An 18300-nucleotide genomic window follows, 5' to 3' on the forward strand; every position below is an offset into this window, starting at 1 on the left:
GCTGGCATATCGAACAAGAACCGAGGAAACGGAACAAGGATAATGAACGCACACCTTCAACCCACGGGCTCAGCTTATTTCATTTCGCCCGAAACCGCGGCGGCGGAAAGCCATACGCTTTCGGTGCTCGTCGACAACGAGCCCGGCGTTCTCGCCCGCGTCATCGGCCTCTTCTCCGGCCGGGGCTACAACATCGAAAGCCTCACGGTTTCGGAGACGGAGCATCAGGCGCATCTGTCGCGCATCACCGTCGTCACGCGCGGCACGCCGCAGGTGCTGGAGCAGATCAAGGCGCAGCTTGAGCGCATCGTGCCCGTTCACCGCGTCGTCGATCTGACGGTGCGCGCCCGCGAACTCGGTCAGGAACGACCGATCGAGCGCGAAGTGGCGCTGCTGAAGGTGACTGGAAGCGGCGAGACACGCGCCGAAACGCTGCGTCTGGCTGACGCCTTCCACGCCAAGGTGGTGGATGCAACCGTCGAGCACTTCATTCTCGAGATCACCGGCAAGTCGTCGAAGATCGACCAGTTCATCGCCATCATCAAGCCGCTCGGCCTCATCGAAGTCTGCCGCACCGGCATCGCCGCGATGAACCGCGGCTCGCAGGGAATGTAAGAGCCTGCGGCGTTGACCGGTTCGCCGTTTGGAATTGTATGAAAAATCAGAGCGGTTCAGTGCTTTCGCGAAACGCTGAACCGCTCTATCTTTACGGCGCTTGGCCTTGGCCGATGTTTCATTTGTAGCGGGGGAAGAAGGTGGCCGTCCTTGCCGGCGAGACTTTGCCAGAGATCGGTGAGAAGCCGTGGCACCCGCCCGCGGACATGCGCCTCGGCGCAGCCTTCTTCGTCCGTGGCGACTTTCCCTGGCTCAGCCATTATTTCGGTTCACGGAAGCTGGCGTCGGTGTTGTCGCCCGGCATCGGTGGTATCGTTTCCTGGGGTGGTCGTGCGCCGGCCAAGATAGCGGCGCGGATTGCGCGGTTTCGCCAATTGCGTCATTGGCATCTGGAAGACGGTTTCCTGCGATCGATGGGGCTCGGCAAATCCGGTGCCGTTCCTCTCTCGATTGTCATCGACGATCTCGGCTTGCCGGTCGATGCAATCAGGCCATCGCGTCTTGAGCGGTTGATTGAAAGTGCGGGCGAGGCGAGCGAGCACGGCCGCGCTATCCGCGAGCAGATCGTTCTCAACAAGCTTTCCAAATACAATCACCTTCCTCATCGCCCGCCGAACATCGGGCACACGACAAAGCGCCGTATCCTGATGGTCGATCAGGTCGTTGGTGACGTCTCGGTTGGCAGGGCGCTCGGCTCCAAAGCCTCGTTTGAGACGATGCTTGCCGATGGGCTGGCGAGCGGCGCGCAGTGTGTCATCCGCACCCATCCCGACGTCATGGCCGGACTTCGTAAGGGCTATCTTACGGATGGCGTTGCCAGGGGCGATGCGGTGCTGCTCGACGATGCCGTGTCTGTGGCCTCCATCCTCGACGTTGTCGACGAGGTCTGGACCGTCTCCAGCCAATTTGGTTTCGATGCGCTGCTGCGCGGCATTCCGGTTCGCTGCTATGCCGCACCCTTTTATGCCGGCTGGGGTGTTACCGAGGATCGTTTCGGCGTCTACACCAAGGCCGCACTCGCCGGCCGTCGAACGAAGCTGCGGACAGTCGATCAGATCGCCGCCGCCGCCTTTTCATTCTACCCGACCTATCGCGATCCCACCGATTGGCGGGAGATCGACGTCTTTCGGGCGATCGAGCTGATCGTCGCGCAGCAGAAGGCTGCTGCGTAGACCTACAACATATCCAACGGCTTCTTTCGCGACGGCGGCGGAAAGGCAGCATCTAGGACGGCCCAATCCTCGTCGGTCATGTCGATATCTATCGAGTCGCGGTTTTCCTCGACGCGCTGCGAGTTCGCGGATTTCGGAATTGCCATCACGCCGTCGCGCTCCAGCAGGAAGGCGAGAGCGATCTGCGCGGGTGTCGCCTGATAGGTCTTGGCGACGCGGATCAGCTCTGGGTGATGCAGGAGACGGCCTTGCTCGATCGGCGAATAGGCCATGATCGGAATGCTGCGCTCCTGGCACCAGGGCAGCAGATCGTATTCGATGCCGCGCCGGGAGAGATTGTAGAGCACCTGATTGACCGCGACATTGCCGCCATTCGGCACGGAAAGCAGCTCATCCATGTCATCGATATCGAAATTCGAGACGCCCCAGGCCTCGATCTTGCCTGCCGCCTTCAGGCCTTCGAAGGCTTCGACGGTCTCTTCCAGCGGGTAGTTGCCGCGCCAATGCAGCAGATAGAGATCGATGCGATCGGTGTGCAGGCGCCGCAGGCTGCGTTCACAGGCTTCGACCGCGCCTTTGCGGCTTGCATTGGCGGGATAGACCTTGCTGACGAGAAAAACCTCGTCACGCCGGCCCTCGATCGCCTTGCCGACAAGCTCCTCGGAGCCGCCATCGGCATACATTTCTGCTGTATCGATCAGCGTCATGCCGAGATCGAGCCCGGTCTTGATGCTGGCAATCTCGTCTCTGGCGGTCGCGGCATTCTCGCCCATGTTCCATGTGCCCTGACCGAGTGCGGGAACGGCGATACCCGAAGGAAGGGTGACTGTGGGGATGGGGTCGCGCATGGTCAGTCCTCGCTGCAGGAAATCGAAGGATAGGGACATTGAACCGGATTTCAATCGGCGTCCGTCATGTCACGGTGACAATCACCCTATGGCTTTCGTATGGCCGGCGAACTAATGTCGCAGCGACGCGTATTGTCACATTCCGCACGCATGAACGAGAATTTGGATGCCGCCCTTTGTCGTGGCCGGTGTCCTAGGAGGCATTATGGCGCTGGATACATTTCTGGCTCTCTTACTTTTCGCATTCACGACCTCGATCACACCGGGGCCGAACAACATGATGCTGTTTGCTTCGGGCGTGAACTTCGGCTTCCGGCGCACCATTCCGCACATGCTCGGCATCGGCGTCGGCTTCCTGTCACTGCTGCTCGGCGTCGGCCTCGGTCTGGGTGCCGTGCTGCATACGGTGCCGATGCTCTATACCGTGCTGAAATTTGCCGGCGGTGCCTATCTCGTCTGGATCGCCTGGAAGATCGGCACGTCGCGCAGCCTCAGCGAAAGCGAGGGCTCCGCGCAGCCGATGAGCTTCATGAGCGCTGCCGCATTCCAGTGGGTCAATCCGAAAGCCTGGGTCATGGCTGTAACCGCCATGGCGACCTATACCAATGAGCAGCTCTACCTCGTGACCGTGCTTCTCGTCGGGTTGGCATTTGCCGCTGTTAATCTGCCGAGCGTGTCAACCTGGGCGGGATTTGGCTCGGCGCTGCGCGATTGGCTCTCCGATCCGGTTCGGCTCAAATGGTTCAACATAACCATGGCCGTGCTGCTGGTGCTCAGTCTCTGGCCGATGTTAAAGTAGTCGGGACAAGACGGGAGACGGCTATGTCCCACGAGCATACGCACGATGACGACGATCATCACCACCACGACAATCACTATTCCGACATGCAGGCGCGGGTGAAGGCGCTTGAGACGCTGCTGACGGAAAAGGGTTTGATCGACCCGGCGGCGATCGACCGTATCGTCGAGACCTATGAGACGAAGGTTGGGCCGCGCAACGGCGCGCAGGTGGTGGCGAAGGCGTGGAGCGATCCCGATTTTGCCGATTGGCTGCGGCGTGACGCGACGGCGGCGATCGCAAGCCTCGGCTTTACCGGCCGTCAGGGTGAGCATATGCGCGCTGTGTTCAACACGCCGGAAACGCATAACCTGATCGTCTGCACGCTTTGCTCCTGCTATCCTTGGGCCGTGCTCGGGCTGCCGCCGGTCTGGTACAAGGCGCCGGCCTATCGCTCGCGCGCGGTGATCGATCCGCGCGGCGTGCTCGCCGAATTCGGCCTGACGCTGCCGCGGGAGACGAAGATCCGCGTCTGGGATTCGACCGCCGAACTTCGCTATCTGGTGATCCCGGAGCGGCCGGCCGGCTCCGAAGGCATGGACGAGGTGGCACTGGCGGATCTTGTCAGTCGCGACGCCATGATCGGAACGGCAATCGCCAGAACGCCGGAGGCCGCACTATGAACGGCCCGCACGATCTCGGCGGCCAGATGGGCTTCGGCCCGGTCGCGCCGGAACCGAACGAACCCTATTTCCATGCCGAATGGGAAAAGCGCGCGCTCGGCATAACGCTTTCCTGCGGTGCCTTCGGTGCCTGGAATATCGATGAGAGCCGGCACGCCCGCGAAAACATTCCGCCGGCGAGCTATCTCGGCGCTAGCTACTACGAGATCTGGACTCGCGCCGTCGATACGTTGCTGGAGCGGCATGGCTTTGCCACGGCCAAGGAGCTGCGCACGGGTCACGCGATCGAACAGGGCAGAGCGCCGAAGCGCGTGTTGAAGGCTGACATGGTCGATGGCGTCCTGGCCAAGGGCGGACCTTGCGATCGGCCGGTCGATACCGCGCCGCTTTTCGTCGTGGGCGATCACGTGCGGACGAAGAATTTCAATCCGACGGGCCATACGAGATTGCCGCGCTATGCCCGGGCCAAGGCGGGTGTCGTCGAGGCTGTGCAGGGCTCTTTCGTCTTCCCGGACGACAACGCCCATGGCCGCGGCGAAAATCCGCAATGGGTCTATACGGTGGTCTTCGATGGCGGCGAGATCTGGGGCGAGGGTGCAGACCCCTCTCTGACGGTCTCGATCGATGCCTGGGAGAGCTATCTTGAGCGCGTGTGAGGTCGGTTCACCTCTGGCGCAATCGCCTGGAATGCCGAAGTCAGCCGATGGCGAGCCGGTCTTTCCCGAACCCTGGGCAGCGGATGCTTTCGCGATGACGGTGCATCTGCACGAGAGGGGCCTGTTTGCCTGGAGCGAATGGGCGGAACGGCTGTCGGCAGAACTGCACAAGCCTGGCCGCGCGGTTGACGGCAGCGACTATTTCGATTGCTGGGTATCTGCTCTGTCAGGGCTGCTCGTCGCCAAGGGCATCGCCGACGCCGATGTGATCCTCGCGTTACAACAAAGCTGGCAACGTGCGGCTGAGGCAACACCGCACGGTAGGCCGATCGCGCTGGAGAATGATCCGCAGCGTTAAAGAACAGGCTCATTGGGGCCATCCTCGTCCTTCGAGGCTACGGTCTGCGACCTCCGCGCCTCAGGATGAGGATGGAGCCGGTGCCGCATTCGGCAAAGCCGATTCTATTCACACGGAAAGAGATTAGCCCTCATGGTGAGGAGGCCCAAATGGGCCGTCTCGAACTACGAGGGCGGGTGGCCTGTCCCCAATCTACATGTCCTATGCGCGGGTCCCGTCGGCGTCAGGAAGAGAACTGCTTGTAGCACTCGTCTGCCACTTGGCGCAGCATGTCGCGCGAGATTTCGCCGGTGACGGCATAGCCTAGATCGCCGTCGATCCAGTAAAAGGTTTCGACGGCGTTGTCGCTGGCGAAACGAAAACTGGTCGTGGTGTTGCCACTGTTACGCCCCACCAGCACTGTCAGGCGCTGGCCGCTCGCGTTTTCATACATGAACAGGGCGCCGGGCGTGCCGTTGATCGGCAGCAGCCGGCCGCCGACGAGCTGGAAGCCCAGTCTCTGCAGGGTCGGCACCTTGAGGCCGGCGACATTCATGCGTTTGCCGAGCCAGGTGGCGAGATGCGCTTCCTGATCCGCGCCGACTTCGACGGGATGGCGGACATCGCTGGCATAGACGATGAAGGCCGAATGCGCCTGCTGCGGCAGGGCTTCGATCGACGTCACCTGCAATTCGGGCTTGGCAAAAAGATCGGGGCCGAAGTGGCCGGCTGCAGCACCGGCGATGAAGAGCGCCAGCGAGGCGGCGAGCAGCGTCAGCGTGTGACTCCGTCGCGGCTGTATCGCCTTGGCAGAAGATGTGCGTCCGTTTTTCGAAACTAGATCGGCGTCGTGGTCTTTCGACACCGTGTAGGCAGAGAACATCGCGCGGATTTCGTCGTTCTGAGACTGCCATGTTACAATGGCGGCGGCATCCTCGGGATTTTCGGCGAGCCATGCCTGCAATTCCGCCTGCCTTTCCGGCGGCAGGAGGCCATCGGCAAAGGCATGGAGGTCCGCGTCGGTCACGATCGGTTTGTTTTCGTTCATCTTGGTCTCCGAAGCGTGACAACATTGTCTGCACTCAGCAGGCTGGTCATCTTCTGGCGGGCGCGCGACAGGCGCGACATCACGGTGCCGATCGGGATATCGAGCATGTCCGCGACATCCTGATAGCTGTAGCCTTCGACGACAATGAGCATCAGCACCGCGCGCTGCTCTTCGCCGAGGCGGTTCAGGGCCGCCCCCAGACGAGACCGCTGCAGCGGGTCATTGTTCTCCTCGGCTGCTGGCAGATGGCTGTTATCATCGATATCGACGAAACTGCGGCCGCCTTGCTGGCGCCGCCCGTTGCGGTAAAGATTGGTCATGATGGTCAGGACCCAACCGCGCAGGTTCAGCCCACGCCATTGGCTGCGCCGGATTAAAACCTTCTCGACACAATCCTGAAGCAGGTCCTCGCCATCGGCATCCGAGCGGGTGAGGCTGCGCGAATAACGCCGCAGCGAGGGGAGGAGCGCCAGCACCTCCGCCTCGAAGCTATCTGGCGCGGGGGAGGTTCCCGCCGCGCCCCTTTCGTTCTCATCAGGGCTTCGCGACATCCCAGACGCCCTTGAAGCCGTCGCCGGCGACATCACCGGACTTTGCGTCCTTGACGAAGAAGTAGAGCGGCATGCCGTCCTTTGCCCACTGTTTCATCCCGTCCTTGCGGGTAATGATCGAATATGCACCCTCGGCCTTGGCTTTGTCATCGGCCATGAGCGGCGGCCAGGCTTTCGCACAATCGCCGTTGCAATTGGATTCGCCTGATTTGTCGTTCTTGAAGGTGTAGAGCGTCTTGCCGTTTTCACCAGCGAGCACCTTGCCCTTGGCGCTGTCGACCGTCTTGACGGGGGCTGCGGCGAAGGCGGCGGTGGCAAAGGCCGATGCCGCAGCGAGCGCGGCCAGGAAACTCAGGGTCTTCATGATGTCTCTCCTCGGGTGGGTGAACGATGGTCGTCCAGGCCTCGCATTCTGCGTTGCCGGACGTGAGACACGGTTGCCTCCGATTTTATTCCCAGCTCGCCGGGTATTTTTTACTGCTTGCGTCCATTGGCCGAATCCTGCCATTTCGGCGCATGCAATTCGCGCCGCAACAAGATGAAGCGCTCAAGGCCGTCGCCAACTGGCTGAAGGAGGGGCGCTCACCGTTGTTCCGCCTGTTCGGCTATGCCGGCACGGGCAAGACGACGCTTGCGCGGCATTTTGCCGAGCACGTGGATGGCGAGGTGCTGTTCGCAGCCTTTACCGGCAAGGCGGCGCAGGTGCTGCGCTCGCGCGGTGCTTCCAACGCCAAGACCATCCATTCGTTGATCTATCGGCCGCGCGGCGAAGAGGCAGTCGAGGACGAGGAGACGGGCAAGACGTCGATCGCGCCGATGTTCACCATCAATCGCCAGAGCCCGGTCGCCAAGGCCGCGCTCATCATCGTCGACGAATGTTCGATGGTGGACGAGGCGCTCGGCAAGGATCTGATGAGTTTCGGCACGCCCATTCTGGTGCTCGGCGATCCCGGCCAGCTGCCGCCGGTTTCCGGCGGCGGCTTCTTCACGAATGAGGAGCCGGACTATCTGCTGACGGACATTCACCGTCAGGCCCGCGACAACCCGATCATCCAGCTTGCCATGCAGGTGCGCGAGGGCAAGGAGATCATGCATGGCGACTATGGCACCGCGCAGGTGATCTCGAAAAACGAGGTCACGCAGCCGCTGGTGATGGAGGCCGATCAGGTTCTGGTCGGCACTAACAGGACGCGGCGGCGCTACAATCAGCGCCTGCGCGAGCTCAAAGGTTTTACGGCCGAGTATCCGCAATCCGGCGACAAGCTGGTCTGCCTGCGCAACGATCCCGCCAAGGGACTGCTGAACGGTTCGCTCTGGCAGGTCATGACCTCTTCCAGGGAAACGACGAAGCCGGGGATCAATCTTCTCATCCGCCCGGAAGACGACGACATGGATCGCGGCGCGGCGAAGATCAAGCTGCTGAAGCAGGCATTCGAGGATGTCGAAGGCGAAATCCCGTGGTCGACCCGCAAGCGCTACGACGAGTTCGACTACGGCTATGCGCTGACTGTCCACAAGGCGCAGGGTTCGCAGTGGAACAATGTCGTGCTGTTCGACGAGAGCTGGGCGTTTCGCGATACGCGCGAGCGTTGGCTCTATACGGCGATCACCCGCGCCGCCGAGACATTGACGATCGTTCGCTGACGCCTCGTTTTGAGCTAGCCCTAGAGATGTCGCGGCTTGGTGACATGGCTCTATGGCGCCCATCAAAGTTTTGCATGGGTTGATGTCGGAATCTCGTTGGTTTTGCTGGGCATAATGGCATAGAACGGCTGCTATCGTTCGCTTTGAAAATCAGGGATTTCGATCATGCCCGCCAAGCTTTCCGTGAACCTCAACGCCATCGCGATGCTGCGCAATCGGCGTGATCTTCCCTGGCCGAGCGTCACGGGCTTGGGACGCATCGCGCTCGCCGCCGGTGCCAGCGGTCTGACGGTTCATCCGCGCCCCGATCAGCGGCATGTCCGCTTTTCCGATCTGCCTGATATCCGCGCCTTGATCGATGATGAGTTTCCGGAGGCGGAATTCAATATCGAGGGCTATCCGAGCGACGAGTTCTTCGATCTCTGCGCTTCCGCTGAGCCGGAGCAGGTGACGCTGGTGCCCGACGACCCCACGCAGGCAACCTCGGATCACGGCTGGGATTTTCGTAGGAATCGCGAACTGCTGGTCGAAGTCGTCGCCAAATACAAGAAGATCGGCTGCCGCGTGTCGCTGTTTGCCGATGGTGACGGCGATGCCGACGCGGCGAAGATCGCCAGGGACGTCGGTGCCGACCGCATCGAGCTTTATACCGGCCCCTATGGCGGCTGCTATGACGATCCGCAGAAGGCTGCCGTCATTCTCGAAGCGCTCGGCAAAACAGCCGATGCAGCCTTCGCCAACGGCCTTGACGTCAATGCCGGCCACGACCTGACGGTCGCCAACCTGCCTGATCTCATCAAGCGCATTCCCAAGCTTGCCGAGACTTCGATCGGCCACGGGTTGACCGCCGATGCGCTGGAATACGGCATGGCCGAAACGGTGCGCCGCTTCCGCCGGGCTTGCGGTCAGGTGGTCTAATCAGCGGCTAAACACCAGGATTGCATATCCATCAAAGCTGACGAGCGTCGTAATGGAGGCGATTGTCTTCGATTTCTCCACGATGCGCGGCCGCCCAATCGGCGAGATGTCGCGCGGTTTCCGATAGGGAATGTCCGAGCGGCGTTAACGTGTATTCGACCTGCGGCGGGGTGTTGTGGCGAACGGTGCGTTCGACCATGCCGTCGCGTTCCAGCGTTTTAAGCGTCCTCGTCAGCATCTGCTGCGAAATGCCGCCCACACGCCGCTTGATTCCGTTGAAACGCTGCGAACCGGCGCGAAGCGTGACGACCACCTGGATTGTCCACTTGTCGCCGACGCGGCTGAGGATTTCGCTAACACCCTTGCAGTCTGCTCCTGCGGGCTTGGTGGTCACATCCATCTGACCAGCTCCTAAAAATATGCTTTTGACGGCTATTTCTTGGTCCCATAAATGGCTGTGGTCAACATTGTAGACCTTGTCTTCGACCCAAAAATGTCGAGATGGGTCCAGCCACGGAGACCACTATGAACCTCTTCTATTATCCCGCCGCCTGCAGCTTGGCCGATCACATAGCGCTCATCGAGGTCGGGCTTCCCTACAAGCTCCTCAGTATCGATCGCGAAAAGAAGACCGAAGACGGCCGTGACTTTCTGTTGATCAATCCGAAGGGCTATATCCCGACCCTCGAGATGGACGACGGAACCATCCTCACCGAGAATCAGACTATCCTCGCCTTCATTGCAGAACAGAGTGGCAAACTCCTGCCTGATGGTGGGATTCTCAGATGGCGGACGTTTGAGGCGCTCGCCTTCATGTCCTCCGAAATCCACGGAAGCTATACCCCGTTCTTCAGGGGTTTCCCCGAGCCAGAGAAGGAGCGCGCCCGCGAGAAGCTCATGAAGGCTTTCGCCATTCTTGCCGATCAGATGGGCGACAAGGCATTCCTGGTGAGTGATGAGATGACGATCGCCGATTGTTATCTTTTCTGGGTCCTGATGGTCGCTCCGAAAAGCGGCGTCGAACTGCCGGGTAATCTGCAGAACTGCCTGGATCGCATGAAGGCGATGCCTTCCGTGATCCAAGCGCTCAAAGAGGAAGGATTGAGCTGACAGGGCGGGAGTTCGACCGAGCCGAGCATTCCCCGGCCATGTGTACCGTGATAGCGGAGCGTTTGGCTGGAAGGGCCGCGAACAGCGAATGACCGCAAATGGGCCAGACGGTCATCACGACCGCCGCGAAACGGTTGGTTGTATTTGTTGTATAATACCGCACCGGTTCTCTGACGCGGCGCGGTGAGAATTTACTTATAAGGCGTGAAAACTCCCTCTCCCCGCATTGCGGGGAGAGGGTTGGGGTGAGGGACCAGGTGCAGAAGTGTCGCAATGACAGACCTGCTTGGCCGCTCGAAACTCAGCCGGCTAATGCAGCCTTATGTTCCTCGAAGAAGCTGCGCAGCGTCTGCGGCTCCTTGCCGGTCAGCTTGTTGAAGTCGTTCGTAAGGATGTCGAATTTGCCGGCGCGGGTGTTGGCGTCGGCGGAGACGAGCATGTCGACCACGAAGGGCGGCAGGCCGGCGCCGGTAAGGCCTGCAGCGAACTGTTCGTCATTGACATCGACGACCTCAAGCGGACGGCCAGTGATCCTGCTGACGACGCTTGCAACATCCGCGATGGTGACGGCAGTCGAGCCCGTCAGCGTGTAGGTCGCGTTTTCCGTCGTGTCGGATGCCAGGGCGGCGGCGATCGCGATCGCGCAATCTTCGCGGCTGATGTTGCTGACGCGGCCGCCGCCGGTTGCCGTGTACCACTTGCCGATTTCGAGGCTGTGCGGCAGGCCATGCAGGAAGTTGTCGAAATACCAGGCGTCGCGCAGGATCGTATAGCCGATGCCGCTCGCCTTGATGGCGTTTTCCGTGCCGAGATGGTCAGGCGCGAAGCTCACCAGCGAACCTTCGGGCGCTGGCATCGACGTGTAGAGAATATGCTTCACGCCGGCCTTCTTGGCGGCCTCGACGGCAGCGGTCTGCTGCTTCAGGCGCTGGCCGGGAACGGCAAGGGCGTCCGTGCTGATGATGAGCAGGCGATCGACGCCGGCGAAAGCGGCGGACAGGCCGGCGGCATCGTCAAAATCGGCCTTGCGGGTGACGACGCCCTTGGCGGCGAGGTCGGCGAGCTTTTCCGGGCTGCGCGTGGCGGCGATGATGCGGCCGGGAGCGACCTTGTATGTCTCCAGCAGGTGATGGATGACGCGCTGGCCAAGCTGACCGGCGGCGCCGGTGACGAGAAGAGTGCTGCTCATGTCTTTATCCTTGTTTGACCGCCGCGGATTTGCAGGGGTTGGTTGCTCTCAAAAAGAGACTAGCACTACATTGGTGTTTGACTCCGACCTGTAAAGGAGGCAGTTTTTTCGCTCTACGTTACCAAAAGGGAACCGCCTTGAGCAGCAGCACCGTCGTCAATCTTCGCAACACGAAGCCGCAATTGCGCGCCGTCGATATCAGTAAGGTCACGTTTACGGATTGTCCGGTGCGGGATCTGGTCTCGCAGATCGGCGGCAAATGGTCGGTGCTGTTGCTGGAGGCTCTGGCGCAAAAGCCCTATCGTTTCGGCGAGCTGCGCCGCATGGTGCCCGATATTTCCCAGCGCATGTTGACTCAGACGCTGCGCGAACTCCAGCGCGATGGCTATATCGGCCGCGAGGTCTTCCCGACCAAGCCGCCGAGCGTCGAATACCGTATGACCGATCTTGGCTATTCGCTCTATGAGCCGCTGGCGCAGCTCTTGAACTGGGCAGAAGCCAATCACGAGGCCGTTCGGACCGCGCGCGCCCGTTTCGATCAATCGCCGGACTGAGCCTTGCAGTGAAGCCTCTGAAAATCGCCATTGTCGGTGCCGGCCCCGCCGGTCTTGCCGCCTCTCTTCTTCTCACCCGCGCTGGTCATGCGACCGATATTATCGAACGTTTCGATAGCCCGGCCCCCGTCGGCTCCGCTCTGATGCTGCAGCCGACCGGATTGACCGTGCTGGAGGCGCTCGGGCTCGGTCCCGCCATTCATGCCGCCGGCAACCGCATCGATCGCCTGTTTGGCACGGAAACCGCCCGGGGCCGCATCGTCCTTGATGTGCGCTACAATGCGCTGCCGGGCGGGCGCTACGGGCTCGGCGTCCATCGTGCCGCCCTGTTCGACACGCTTTATGATGAAGTCTCGGGGCGGAGACATCCTATTTATACCGGTCAGCGCGTCCTTGGCGTGGTGGAGGAGGGCGATGGTAGCTATCTTTCCATCGAAGGCGGCGAGCGTCTCGGGCCCTATGATCTCGTCATCGATGCCAGTGGTGCGCGCTCGGAACTGGTTGCCGCGTCACCCGTCGCGCCGCGAACGCGCGACCTCGCTTACGGCGCCTTTTGGGCGACGCTCGATTGTCCGGATGGATTGGTGGATCAGGCAGCGTTGACGCAGCGCTATGACAAAGCAAGCGTGATGATCGGCGTTTTGCCGGTTGGCAGCAGAAGGCCCCATCTGCCAAAGCAGGCGGCCCTGTTCTGGAGTCTGAAGGTCGCGGATGCTGATGAGGTGCGCAGGCGCGGCCTTGAGCGCTGGAAGCAGACGATCCGAGGTTATTGGCCGGAATGCGAGCCGCTGCTCGAGCAGATCGTCGATTGGGATCAGCTGACGCTGGCGCGCTACGCTCATCGTACGATGATGACGCCCTATAGCAGGCGGACCGTTTTCGTCGGCGATGCGGCTCATTCGACCAGCCCGCAGCTCGGACAGGGCGCGAACATGGCGCTCCTCGACGTGGCGGCGCTGGCGCATGCGCTTGCCGGTCATGAAACCATCGAGGCCGCGTTCTCCGCCTATGCTAGGGCGAGGCGGATGCATGTTCGGTTGTTCCAGCTGCTGTCGCTGGCATTCACGCCCTTCTACCAATCGGATTCGGCGGCGCTGGCCTGGATCAGGGACCGGCTGGTCGCCACCATCGCCAAAGTGCCTCCGGCGCCGCAGATCCTGGCGGGCATCGTTTCCGGCACGCTGGTCGATCCGTTCAACGGCGCGGGCCTGCGGGAATGCGACTGGCTGCGGCTGACCGTGCCGCAGCCGTCGTGATCACTTCTCGCGTTCGGTGAGGAATGCGAGCAAGGCGATGACCGGGAAGGCGACGCCGATCCAGGAAGCCAAATTCCAGCCGCCGGTGGCATAGGCCCAGCCGCCGAGGGCGGAGCCGAGAGCGCCGCCGCCAAAGAAGGTCGCCATATAGAGGCCGTTCAGACGGCTGCGATGTTCGGCGCTGAGCGCGAAGATCGAGCGTTGACCAAGCACGAGATTCGTCTGCACGCCGAAGTCGAGCATGATGCCGGACAGTGTCAACGTGATCAGCGCCAGCAAGGAACCGCTGCCGGAAAAATGGCCGATGAGGAAGGCGACGATGGCGAGGATCAGGGCAAAGGCAGTTGCAAGCTTCGTCCACCCGCGGTCGGCAACGCGTCCGGCGATCGGCGAGGCGATCGCGCCTGCGGCTCCGGCAAGCGCGAAGAGGGCGATGCCGTTCTGCGTCAGGCCGAAGGCAGGGCTTGCCAGAAGAAGCGGCGTCGTCGTCCAGAACAGGCTGAACGCGCCGAACATGCAAGCCTGATAGAGCGCGCGCCGCTGCAGTACCGGCGTATGCAAGGCAAGATGGCCCATGGAGGACAAGAGCTGTCCATAGCGCAGCTTGGTATGCGGCACGCGCGTCGGCAGAACGAGGCGCAGGATGACGATCAGCCCGATCATGATGCCGGCGGAGATGATGTAGACGGCGTGCCACGACAGTAGCTGGGAGAGGAAGCTTGCGGCCGGGCGGGCCAGCATGATGCCGCAGAGCAGGCCGCTCATGACATTGCCGACGACGGCGCCGCGGCTAGCATCCGGCGCCATATGGGCGGCAAAGGGGACGAGGACTTGTACGGCGACGGAAGCAAGGCCGATGCAGAGCGAAGCCAAGAGGAACAGCGACGGCGACCACGCGAAGGCCGCACCGACCAGTGCGACGGCGGAAAGCGCCACCAGCGTCAGAACCAGCCTGCGGTTTTCCAAAAGGTCGCCGAGCGGCACGATCAGCAAGAGACCAAGACCATAGCCGATCTGCGTCAGCGTGACGATGAGGCCGGTTGCGGCCGGCGTGAAGCCGAGCGACTGGCTGATGGGGCCGGCCAGCGGCTGGCCATAGTAGAGATTGGCTGCCACCAGCCCGCATGCGGCGGCGAACATGAAGGTCAAGAGTGGCGAAATGGTCTTTTCAGGGAGCGGTGTGCTCTCCCGTCGGGCGGCGGCAGTTGCGGGCATGTTTCGTCCTCGATGCGGGCAGGGGCGTGCCCCCGCAATTCGGTCAAAAATCAGTTGAGCAATTTCATGGCCGTCTCGGCGACGGCGAGCATATGTTCGGTCTTGCGGCCGGTCTTGCCGATCACGCGCATGCCTTTGGTCAAGGCAAGCAGGGCGCAGGCCGTGTCTTCAGGATCGACATGCTTCGCTACGGAACCATCGGAATGACCCAGGCGAATGAGATCCAGAATGCGTTTCTCGTCGAAATCGAAGGCCACGCCGACGCGATTTGCGATCTCCTCGTCGAACAACGCAAGCTCGGTCGCGCTGCCGACAACGAGGCACCCTCTGCGGCCGAGTTCGCCGCATGAAGCCTCGGCGAAGAATGTGACGAGCGCGCGCAGCTTTTCATATCCGTTCGGCGCCTTGGCAAGGGTCGCGTCGATCAGCTGTTGGCGTACCTGGCGATAGCGGCCGAAAGCAGCAACGAACACGCCACGCTTGTCGCCGAAGGCCTTGTAGACGCTACCCGCAGTCAGGCCCATTGCCTCGGTCAATTCGCTGATCGAGGCGGCATAGTAGCCGCGCTCGGAAAAGACGCGTAACGCCTCGTCGAGCGCGGAATCCATGTCGAATTCTCGCGGGCGTCCACGAAGCCTGGGGGCGATGTCGAGAGTGCCTGTCGTCATGCGACTCTTTTAGGAAATGATCGTTTCCAAATCAAGTGAATTTTTGCAATGCAATAAGGTTGCCGGCAAACCCGCTGATCGCCGATTGGCTATTCCTGGAATAGTGCCATGTAGATAGCATCAAGGTAGCGTCCGTCGATGCGAACGGATTTGCGGGCAAAGCCCTCGCGGACGAAACCGACCTTCTCATAAAGCGCTATGGCTCTGTCATTGTCGGCATGCACGCTAAGCTCGACGCGTTCTATTCCCACATTGCGCGCTGCTTGTAGCGTTGCACCTATCAAGCGACGTCCCAGTCCCTGGCCGCGATAGGCGGGGATGATGCCCATACCAAGCCTGCCGGTGTGGGCATGAGACGGAAACGTATGGCGGCTGATATCGCACCAGCCGACTACCTTGCCATCGGCCAGCGCGACGAATTGCGGATTGCCCTTTTCGATCATGCCGAGGACGAAAGCGCGCGTGTCTTCCAGCGGCGGGGCTTCGAGCAGTGATAAATATTTCCACTCCCGCGCGACGGTATCGAGCGCTGCGCGGAAGCCCTCGATATGCTCGTCGGCGATGGGCTCTATCTGGATTTCGATGCTTGCGGTCATGGTCGATATCTCGATGCAAATCAGGGGTGCATGGAGAATAGGAGTGAAGCCGCAGCGTGTCCATGCAGCTGATGGCTGGCCTGTTCAGAGATCAAGCTCCCAGGTCTGGCCGTTCAGTTCCGGGCCGAACATGCGATGCTTTTCCTCCGCCACGAGCCTGAACCCGGCTTTGATATAAATGCCACGCGCTGCGTCGAGGATATCGTTGGTCCAAAGTGAAAGCTTGTTGTAGCCCTTCTCACGCGAGAAGCGGATGCATTCGTCGACCAGAAGCTTGCCGAGGCCAAGGCCGCGCGCGGCTTTGTCGACATAGAGCAGTCGAAGCTTCGCGATGCCGTCGCCGCCATCGGCGATCATGGCGGAGCCGACATTCACGCCACCTCGCTCGGCAATCCAGCATCGGTCCTTCTCAGGATTGAAATTGGACAGAAACTTGCCGGCGACTTCCGCGACGAGTCCTTCGAAGCGGTGGTCCCAGCCGAACTCCTCGCTGTAGAAGCGGCCCTGGCTCTCTACGATCCAGCCGATGTCGCCGATGCGGTAGTTGCGGATGATGGCGGGCAGTGCGGCGGTTTCGTCGGCGCCGAGCGTATCCTGGATCGTCCGCATCGCCGCCACGACGCGTTCCGGTTCGCCGATCGCCAGCTTTTCGAAGTATCCGGCGATTTGTGCGCGCGAGCGGCGGACGAATTCCTCGAACTGCTCTTGTCCCTTTGTGGTGACTTTTATGACCTGGCTGCGCGCATCGCTTGGGTCGGGCGTCGTCTCGATCAGCCCATCCTCGCGGAAACGCTTGACGATACGGCTGAGATAGGCGGGGTCGAGATGGAGGTCGCGCGTCAGGGACGAGGCGGCGACACCGCCACGGAAGCCGACTTCGAACAGCACGCGCACATCCGTGAGAGTGTAGGGGCTGTCGAGATAGGCCTTGTTCAGGACGCCGAGAAAATTCGTATAGAAGCGGTTGAAGTCGCGGACAGCATCGATAGTCGCGAATTCGGCAGCAGGGGTCATGACATCGTCTCCTCAGATATAAGAGACGATGTCCATCATTTATTGGACTCAGTCAAGTAAATTGATTGAGGTCAGGCGGCACAGCTGCTGCGAGCCTTTTCGTCGGCGAGGGCAAAGTCGACGGCGGCTTCCGCGTGGATCGTCGTCGTATCGAAGCCGGGCAAGATGAGCGCCTTCGGATCGAGGATGAGGCAGATTTCGGTGCAGCCGAGAATGACGCTATCGGCGCCTTCTGCCTTGGCGCGCTCGATGATGCCGTTCAGCTTGCGCCGCGACTCGTCCTTGATGATGCCGGCGCAGAGCTCGTTGAAGATGATGTCATGCGTGACGGTGCGATCCTCGGGGCCAGGAACCATGATGGAGACGCCATTTTCAGCCATGCGCTCGGCATAGAAGCCGTGTTCCATCGTATAGCGGGTTGCCAGAAGGAGCGGCTTGACGCGGCCGGCTGCCTTCAGTGCCGCGGCGGTTTCATCGATGATGTGGATGAGCGGAGCTGAAACGCGTTCGGCAACCTGGGGCGCGATCAGGTGCATGGTATTGGTGCAAATGAGCACGCATTCGGCGCCGGCCGACTGTAGGCGCTGTGCGGCATCGGCGAGCCGATCGGCGGCATCGTTCCAGCGGCCTGCCTTCTGCAGGGCGACGATCTCTTCGAAATTGACGGAGTACATCACCATTTCTGCCGAGGAGAGGCCGCCCAGCCGTTCGCGGACCATTTCGTTGATCAGGCGGTAGTAGACGACCGAACTCTCGAAACTCATGCCGCCGATCAGGCCAATGGTGCGCATAATGCTGTTCTCCGCTCCCTAGATGTGAATGGAGCAATAGTGCTGCGATTCATCCGCCATGTGTTTGCGTTTTTCGAAGCTTATCAGGATTTATCTGCAAGAGTTTGCGCATTTTTCGATTTATGTGCAAAATAAGGGCGCATAGACAGGGATTACCGCACATGCTGGACGAGCGCGACCGAAAGATTCTCGAATTTTTGCAGGCGGATGCGGGCATATCCGTCACCGAACTTGCCGATCGCGTCGCCCTGTCGGTTTCGGCCTGCTCGCGTCGCATTCAGCGACTGGAGGAAAGCGGCCATATCGCCCGGCGCATCGTCGTGCTCGACCGCGAAAAGATGGGGGTGCCGACGACGGTCTATGCGATGATCAAGACGGCACATCACGCCGACGAATGGATCGAAGCTTTTCGCAAGGCGATCGGCGATATCCCGGAGATTGTCGAGGCGCACCGGCTGACAGGCAATTACGATTATATCCTGAAGATCGTCCTGCCGCGCGTCGAGCATTATGACGTCATCTACAAGATGCTCGTGCGCAAGATCGAGCTATTCGATGTCTCGGCGTCGATTTCGATGGAAGAGCTGAAAAGCGGCGCTTTCGTGCCTGTCGACTATGCAAAGTAAGTAGAACGGCGGGTGGCTGCTGCACAGGTGC

23 protein-coding genes are annotated in these 18300 nt (G+C 61.0%); 12 read left to right on the plus strand and 11 right to left on the minus strand.

Going from position 1 to position 18300, the window contains the following annotated elements; genetic code table 11:
- Positions 1–42 precede the first annotated feature (42 nt).
- Together ilvN and BJ928_RS20285 are read left to right on the plus strand one after the other, a co-directional pair.
- Positions 43–615 (plus strand): acetolactate synthase small subunit, encoded by a 573-nt coding sequence (ilvN, locus tag BJ928_RS20280; RefSeq protein ID WP_047633834.1) that lies wholly within the window; start codon positions 43–45, stop codon positions 613–615.
- 140 nt (positions 616–755) lie between these two features.
- Positions 756–1787, plus strand: coding sequence for a capsular biosynthesis protein (locus BJ928_RS20285; RefSeq protein ID WP_047633835.1), 1032 nt, complete (start codon positions 756–758; stop codon positions 1785–1787).
- Between the two features lie 2 nt (positions 1788–1789).
- On the opposite strand, the gene BJ928_RS20290 is transcribed toward BJ928_RS20285, so the two are convergent.
- On the minus strand, positions 1790–2635 hold the full coding sequence (locus tag BJ928_RS20290) for an aldo/keto reductase (protein ID WP_047633907.1): 846 nt from the start codon (positions 2633–2635) through the stop codon (positions 1790–1792).
- A gap of 205 nt (positions 2636–2840) precedes the next feature.
- Between BJ928_RS20290 and BJ928_RS20295 the strand changes: the two genes are divergently transcribed.
- From BJ928_RS20295 to BJ928_RS20310, 4 genes are read left to right on the plus strand one after another with little or no spacing between them, the layout of a single operon-like run.
- Positions 2841–3434 (plus strand): LysE family translocator, encoded by a 594-nt coding sequence (locus tag BJ928_RS20295; protein WP_047633908.1) that lies wholly within the window; start codon positions 2841–2843, stop codon positions 3432–3434.
- A 23-nt stretch (positions 3435–3457) separates the two neighbouring features.
- Positions 3458–4096: a nitrile hydratase subunit alpha gene (gene nthA / locus BJ928_RS20300; protein WP_047633836.1), complete on the plus strand. Its 639-nt coding sequence runs from the start codon at positions 3458–3460 to the stop codon at positions 4094–4096.
- Positions 4093–4752: a nitrile hydratase subunit beta gene (nthB, locus tag BJ928_RS20305; protein WP_047633837.1), complete on the plus strand. Its 660-nt coding sequence runs from the start codon at positions 4093–4095 to the stop codon at positions 4750–4752. The genes nthA and nthB overlap by 4 nt, the downstream gene beginning before the upstream one ends.
- Complete coding sequence (locus BJ928_RS20310) at positions 4739–5110, plus strand: nitrile hydratase accessory protein (protein ID WP_047633838.1); 372 nt, start codon at positions 4739–4741, stop codon at positions 5108–5110. Before nthB ends, BJ928_RS20310 begins: the two co-directional genes overlap by 14 nt.
- 223 nt (positions 5111–5333) lie before the next feature.
- On the opposite strand, the gene BJ928_RS20315 is transcribed toward BJ928_RS20310, so the two are convergent.
- The 3 genes from BJ928_RS20315 to BJ928_RS20325 are packed head-to-tail and all read right to left on the minus strand — an operon-like array spanning position 5334 to position 7052.
- Positions 5334–6137 carry an anti-sigma factor gene (locus tag BJ928_RS20315; protein ID WP_047633839.1) on the minus strand — a complete coding sequence of 268 codons (804 nt, stop codon included), beginning with the start codon at positions 6135–6137 and terminating at the stop codon, positions 5334–5336.
- Entirely contained in the window at positions 6134–6688 is a 555-nt protein-coding gene (locus BJ928_RS20320; RefSeq protein WP_047633840.1) for an RNA polymerase sigma factor, read from the minus strand. Before BJ928_RS20320 ends, BJ928_RS20315 begins: the two co-directional genes overlap by 4 nt.
- A complete protein-coding gene (locus tag BJ928_RS20325) occupies positions 6672–7052 on the minus strand; it encodes a lipoprotein (RefSeq protein WP_047633842.1) in 381 nt (126 codons plus the stop codon). Before BJ928_RS20325 ends, BJ928_RS20320 begins: the two co-directional genes overlap by 17 nt.
- A 152-nt stretch (positions 7053–7204) precedes the next feature.
- On the opposite strand from BJ928_RS20325, the gene BJ928_RS20330 reads away from it, so the two are divergent.
- Positions 7205–8332, plus strand: coding sequence for an ATP-dependent RecD-like DNA helicase (locus BJ928_RS20330; protein WP_047633843.1), 1128 nt, complete (start codon positions 7205–7207; stop codon positions 8330–8332).
- A gap of 165 nt (positions 8333–8497) precedes the next feature.
- A complete protein-coding gene (locus BJ928_RS20335) occupies positions 8498–9250 on the plus strand; it encodes a pyridoxine 5'-phosphate synthase (protein WP_047633844.1) in 753 nt (250 codons plus the stop codon).
- 31 nt (positions 9251–9281) lie between these two features.
- Here the strand turns inward: BJ928_RS20335 and BJ928_RS20340 are convergent, their stop codons facing one another.
- Positions 9282–9650, minus strand: a complete 369-nt coding sequence (locus BJ928_RS20340) for a helix-turn-helix domain-containing protein (RefSeq protein ID WP_047633845.1) — start codon at positions 9648–9650, stop codon at positions 9282–9284.
- Between the two features lie 125 nt (positions 9651–9775).
- Here BJ928_RS20340 and BJ928_RS20345 point away from each other — a divergent pair, with 125 nt between their 5' ends.
- Positions 9776–10360 carry a glutathione binding-like protein gene (locus BJ928_RS20345; protein ID WP_047633847.1) on the plus strand — a complete coding sequence of 195 codons (585 nt, stop codon included), beginning with the start codon at positions 9776–9778 and terminating at the stop codon, positions 10358–10360.
- Between the two features lie 301 nt (positions 10361–10661).
- On the opposite strand, the gene BJ928_RS20350 is transcribed toward BJ928_RS20345, so the two are convergent.
- The gene (locus BJ928_RS20350) at positions 10662–11549 is read right to left on the minus strand and encodes an SDR family oxidoreductase (RefSeq protein ID WP_047633848.1); all 888 of its coding nucleotides are present in this window, start codon (positions 11547–11549) and stop codon (positions 10662–10664) included.
- Positions 11550–11686: 137 nt separating this feature from the next.
- Here BJ928_RS20350 and BJ928_RS20355 point away from each other — a divergent pair, with 137 nt between their 5' ends.
- Both BJ928_RS20355 and BJ928_RS20360 read left to right on the plus strand, forming a co-directional pair.
- Entirely contained in the window at positions 11687–12103 is a 417-nt protein-coding gene (locus tag BJ928_RS20355; protein WP_047633849.1) for a helix-turn-helix domain-containing protein, read from the plus strand.
- Positions 12104–12111: 8 nt separating this feature from the next.
- Positions 12112–13359, plus strand: a complete 1248-nt coding sequence (locus BJ928_RS20360) for an NAD(P)/FAD-dependent oxidoreductase (protein ID WP_047633850.1) — start codon at positions 12112–12114, stop codon at positions 13357–13359.
- Here the strand turns inward: BJ928_RS20360 and BJ928_RS20365 are convergent, their stop codons facing one another.
- The 5 genes from BJ928_RS20365 to BJ928_RS20385 all read right to left on the minus strand — a co-directional run bounded on the left by BJ928_RS20365 (position 13360) and on the right by BJ928_RS20385 (position 17643).
- A complete protein-coding gene (locus BJ928_RS20365) occupies positions 13360–14574 on the minus strand; it encodes an MFS transporter (RefSeq protein WP_047633851.1) in 1215 nt (404 codons plus the stop codon).
- A 50-nt stretch (positions 14575–14624) separates the two neighbouring features.
- Positions 14625–15242 carry a TetR/AcrR family transcriptional regulator gene (locus BJ928_RS20370; protein ID WP_047633852.1) on the minus strand — a complete coding sequence of 206 codons (618 nt, stop codon included), beginning with the start codon at positions 15240–15242 and terminating at the stop codon, positions 14625–14627.
- 89 nt (positions 15243–15331) lie between these two features.
- Entirely contained in the window at positions 15332–15838 is a 507-nt protein-coding gene (locus tag BJ928_RS20375; protein WP_082011929.1) for a GNAT family N-acetyltransferase, read from the minus strand.
- A gap of 84 nt (positions 15839–15922) precedes the next feature.
- Complete coding sequence (locus tag BJ928_RS20380; protein WP_047633854.1) at positions 15923–16852, minus strand: helix-turn-helix domain-containing GNAT family N-acetyltransferase; 930 nt, start codon at positions 16850–16852, stop codon at positions 15923–15925.
- A gap of 71 nt (positions 16853–16923) precedes the next feature.
- The gene (locus BJ928_RS20385) at positions 16924–17643 is read right to left on the minus strand and encodes an aspartate/glutamate racemase family protein (RefSeq protein WP_047633855.1); all 720 of its coding nucleotides are present in this window, start codon (positions 17641–17643) and stop codon (positions 16924–16926) included.
- A gap of 161 nt (positions 17644–17804) precedes the next feature.
- Between BJ928_RS20385 and BJ928_RS20390 the strand changes: the two genes are divergently transcribed.
- Positions 17805–18269, plus strand: a complete 465-nt coding sequence (locus tag BJ928_RS20390) for an Lrp/AsnC family transcriptional regulator (protein ID WP_047633856.1) — start codon at positions 17805–17807, stop codon at positions 18267–18269.
- Positions 18270–18300: the final 31 nt, after the last annotated feature.

It is taken from the genome of Rhizobium sp. WW_1 (assembly GCF_003610155.1).
GTDB lineage: Bacteria > Pseudomonadota > Alphaproteobacteria > Rhizobiales > Rhizobiaceae > Rhizobium > Rhizobium tropici_A.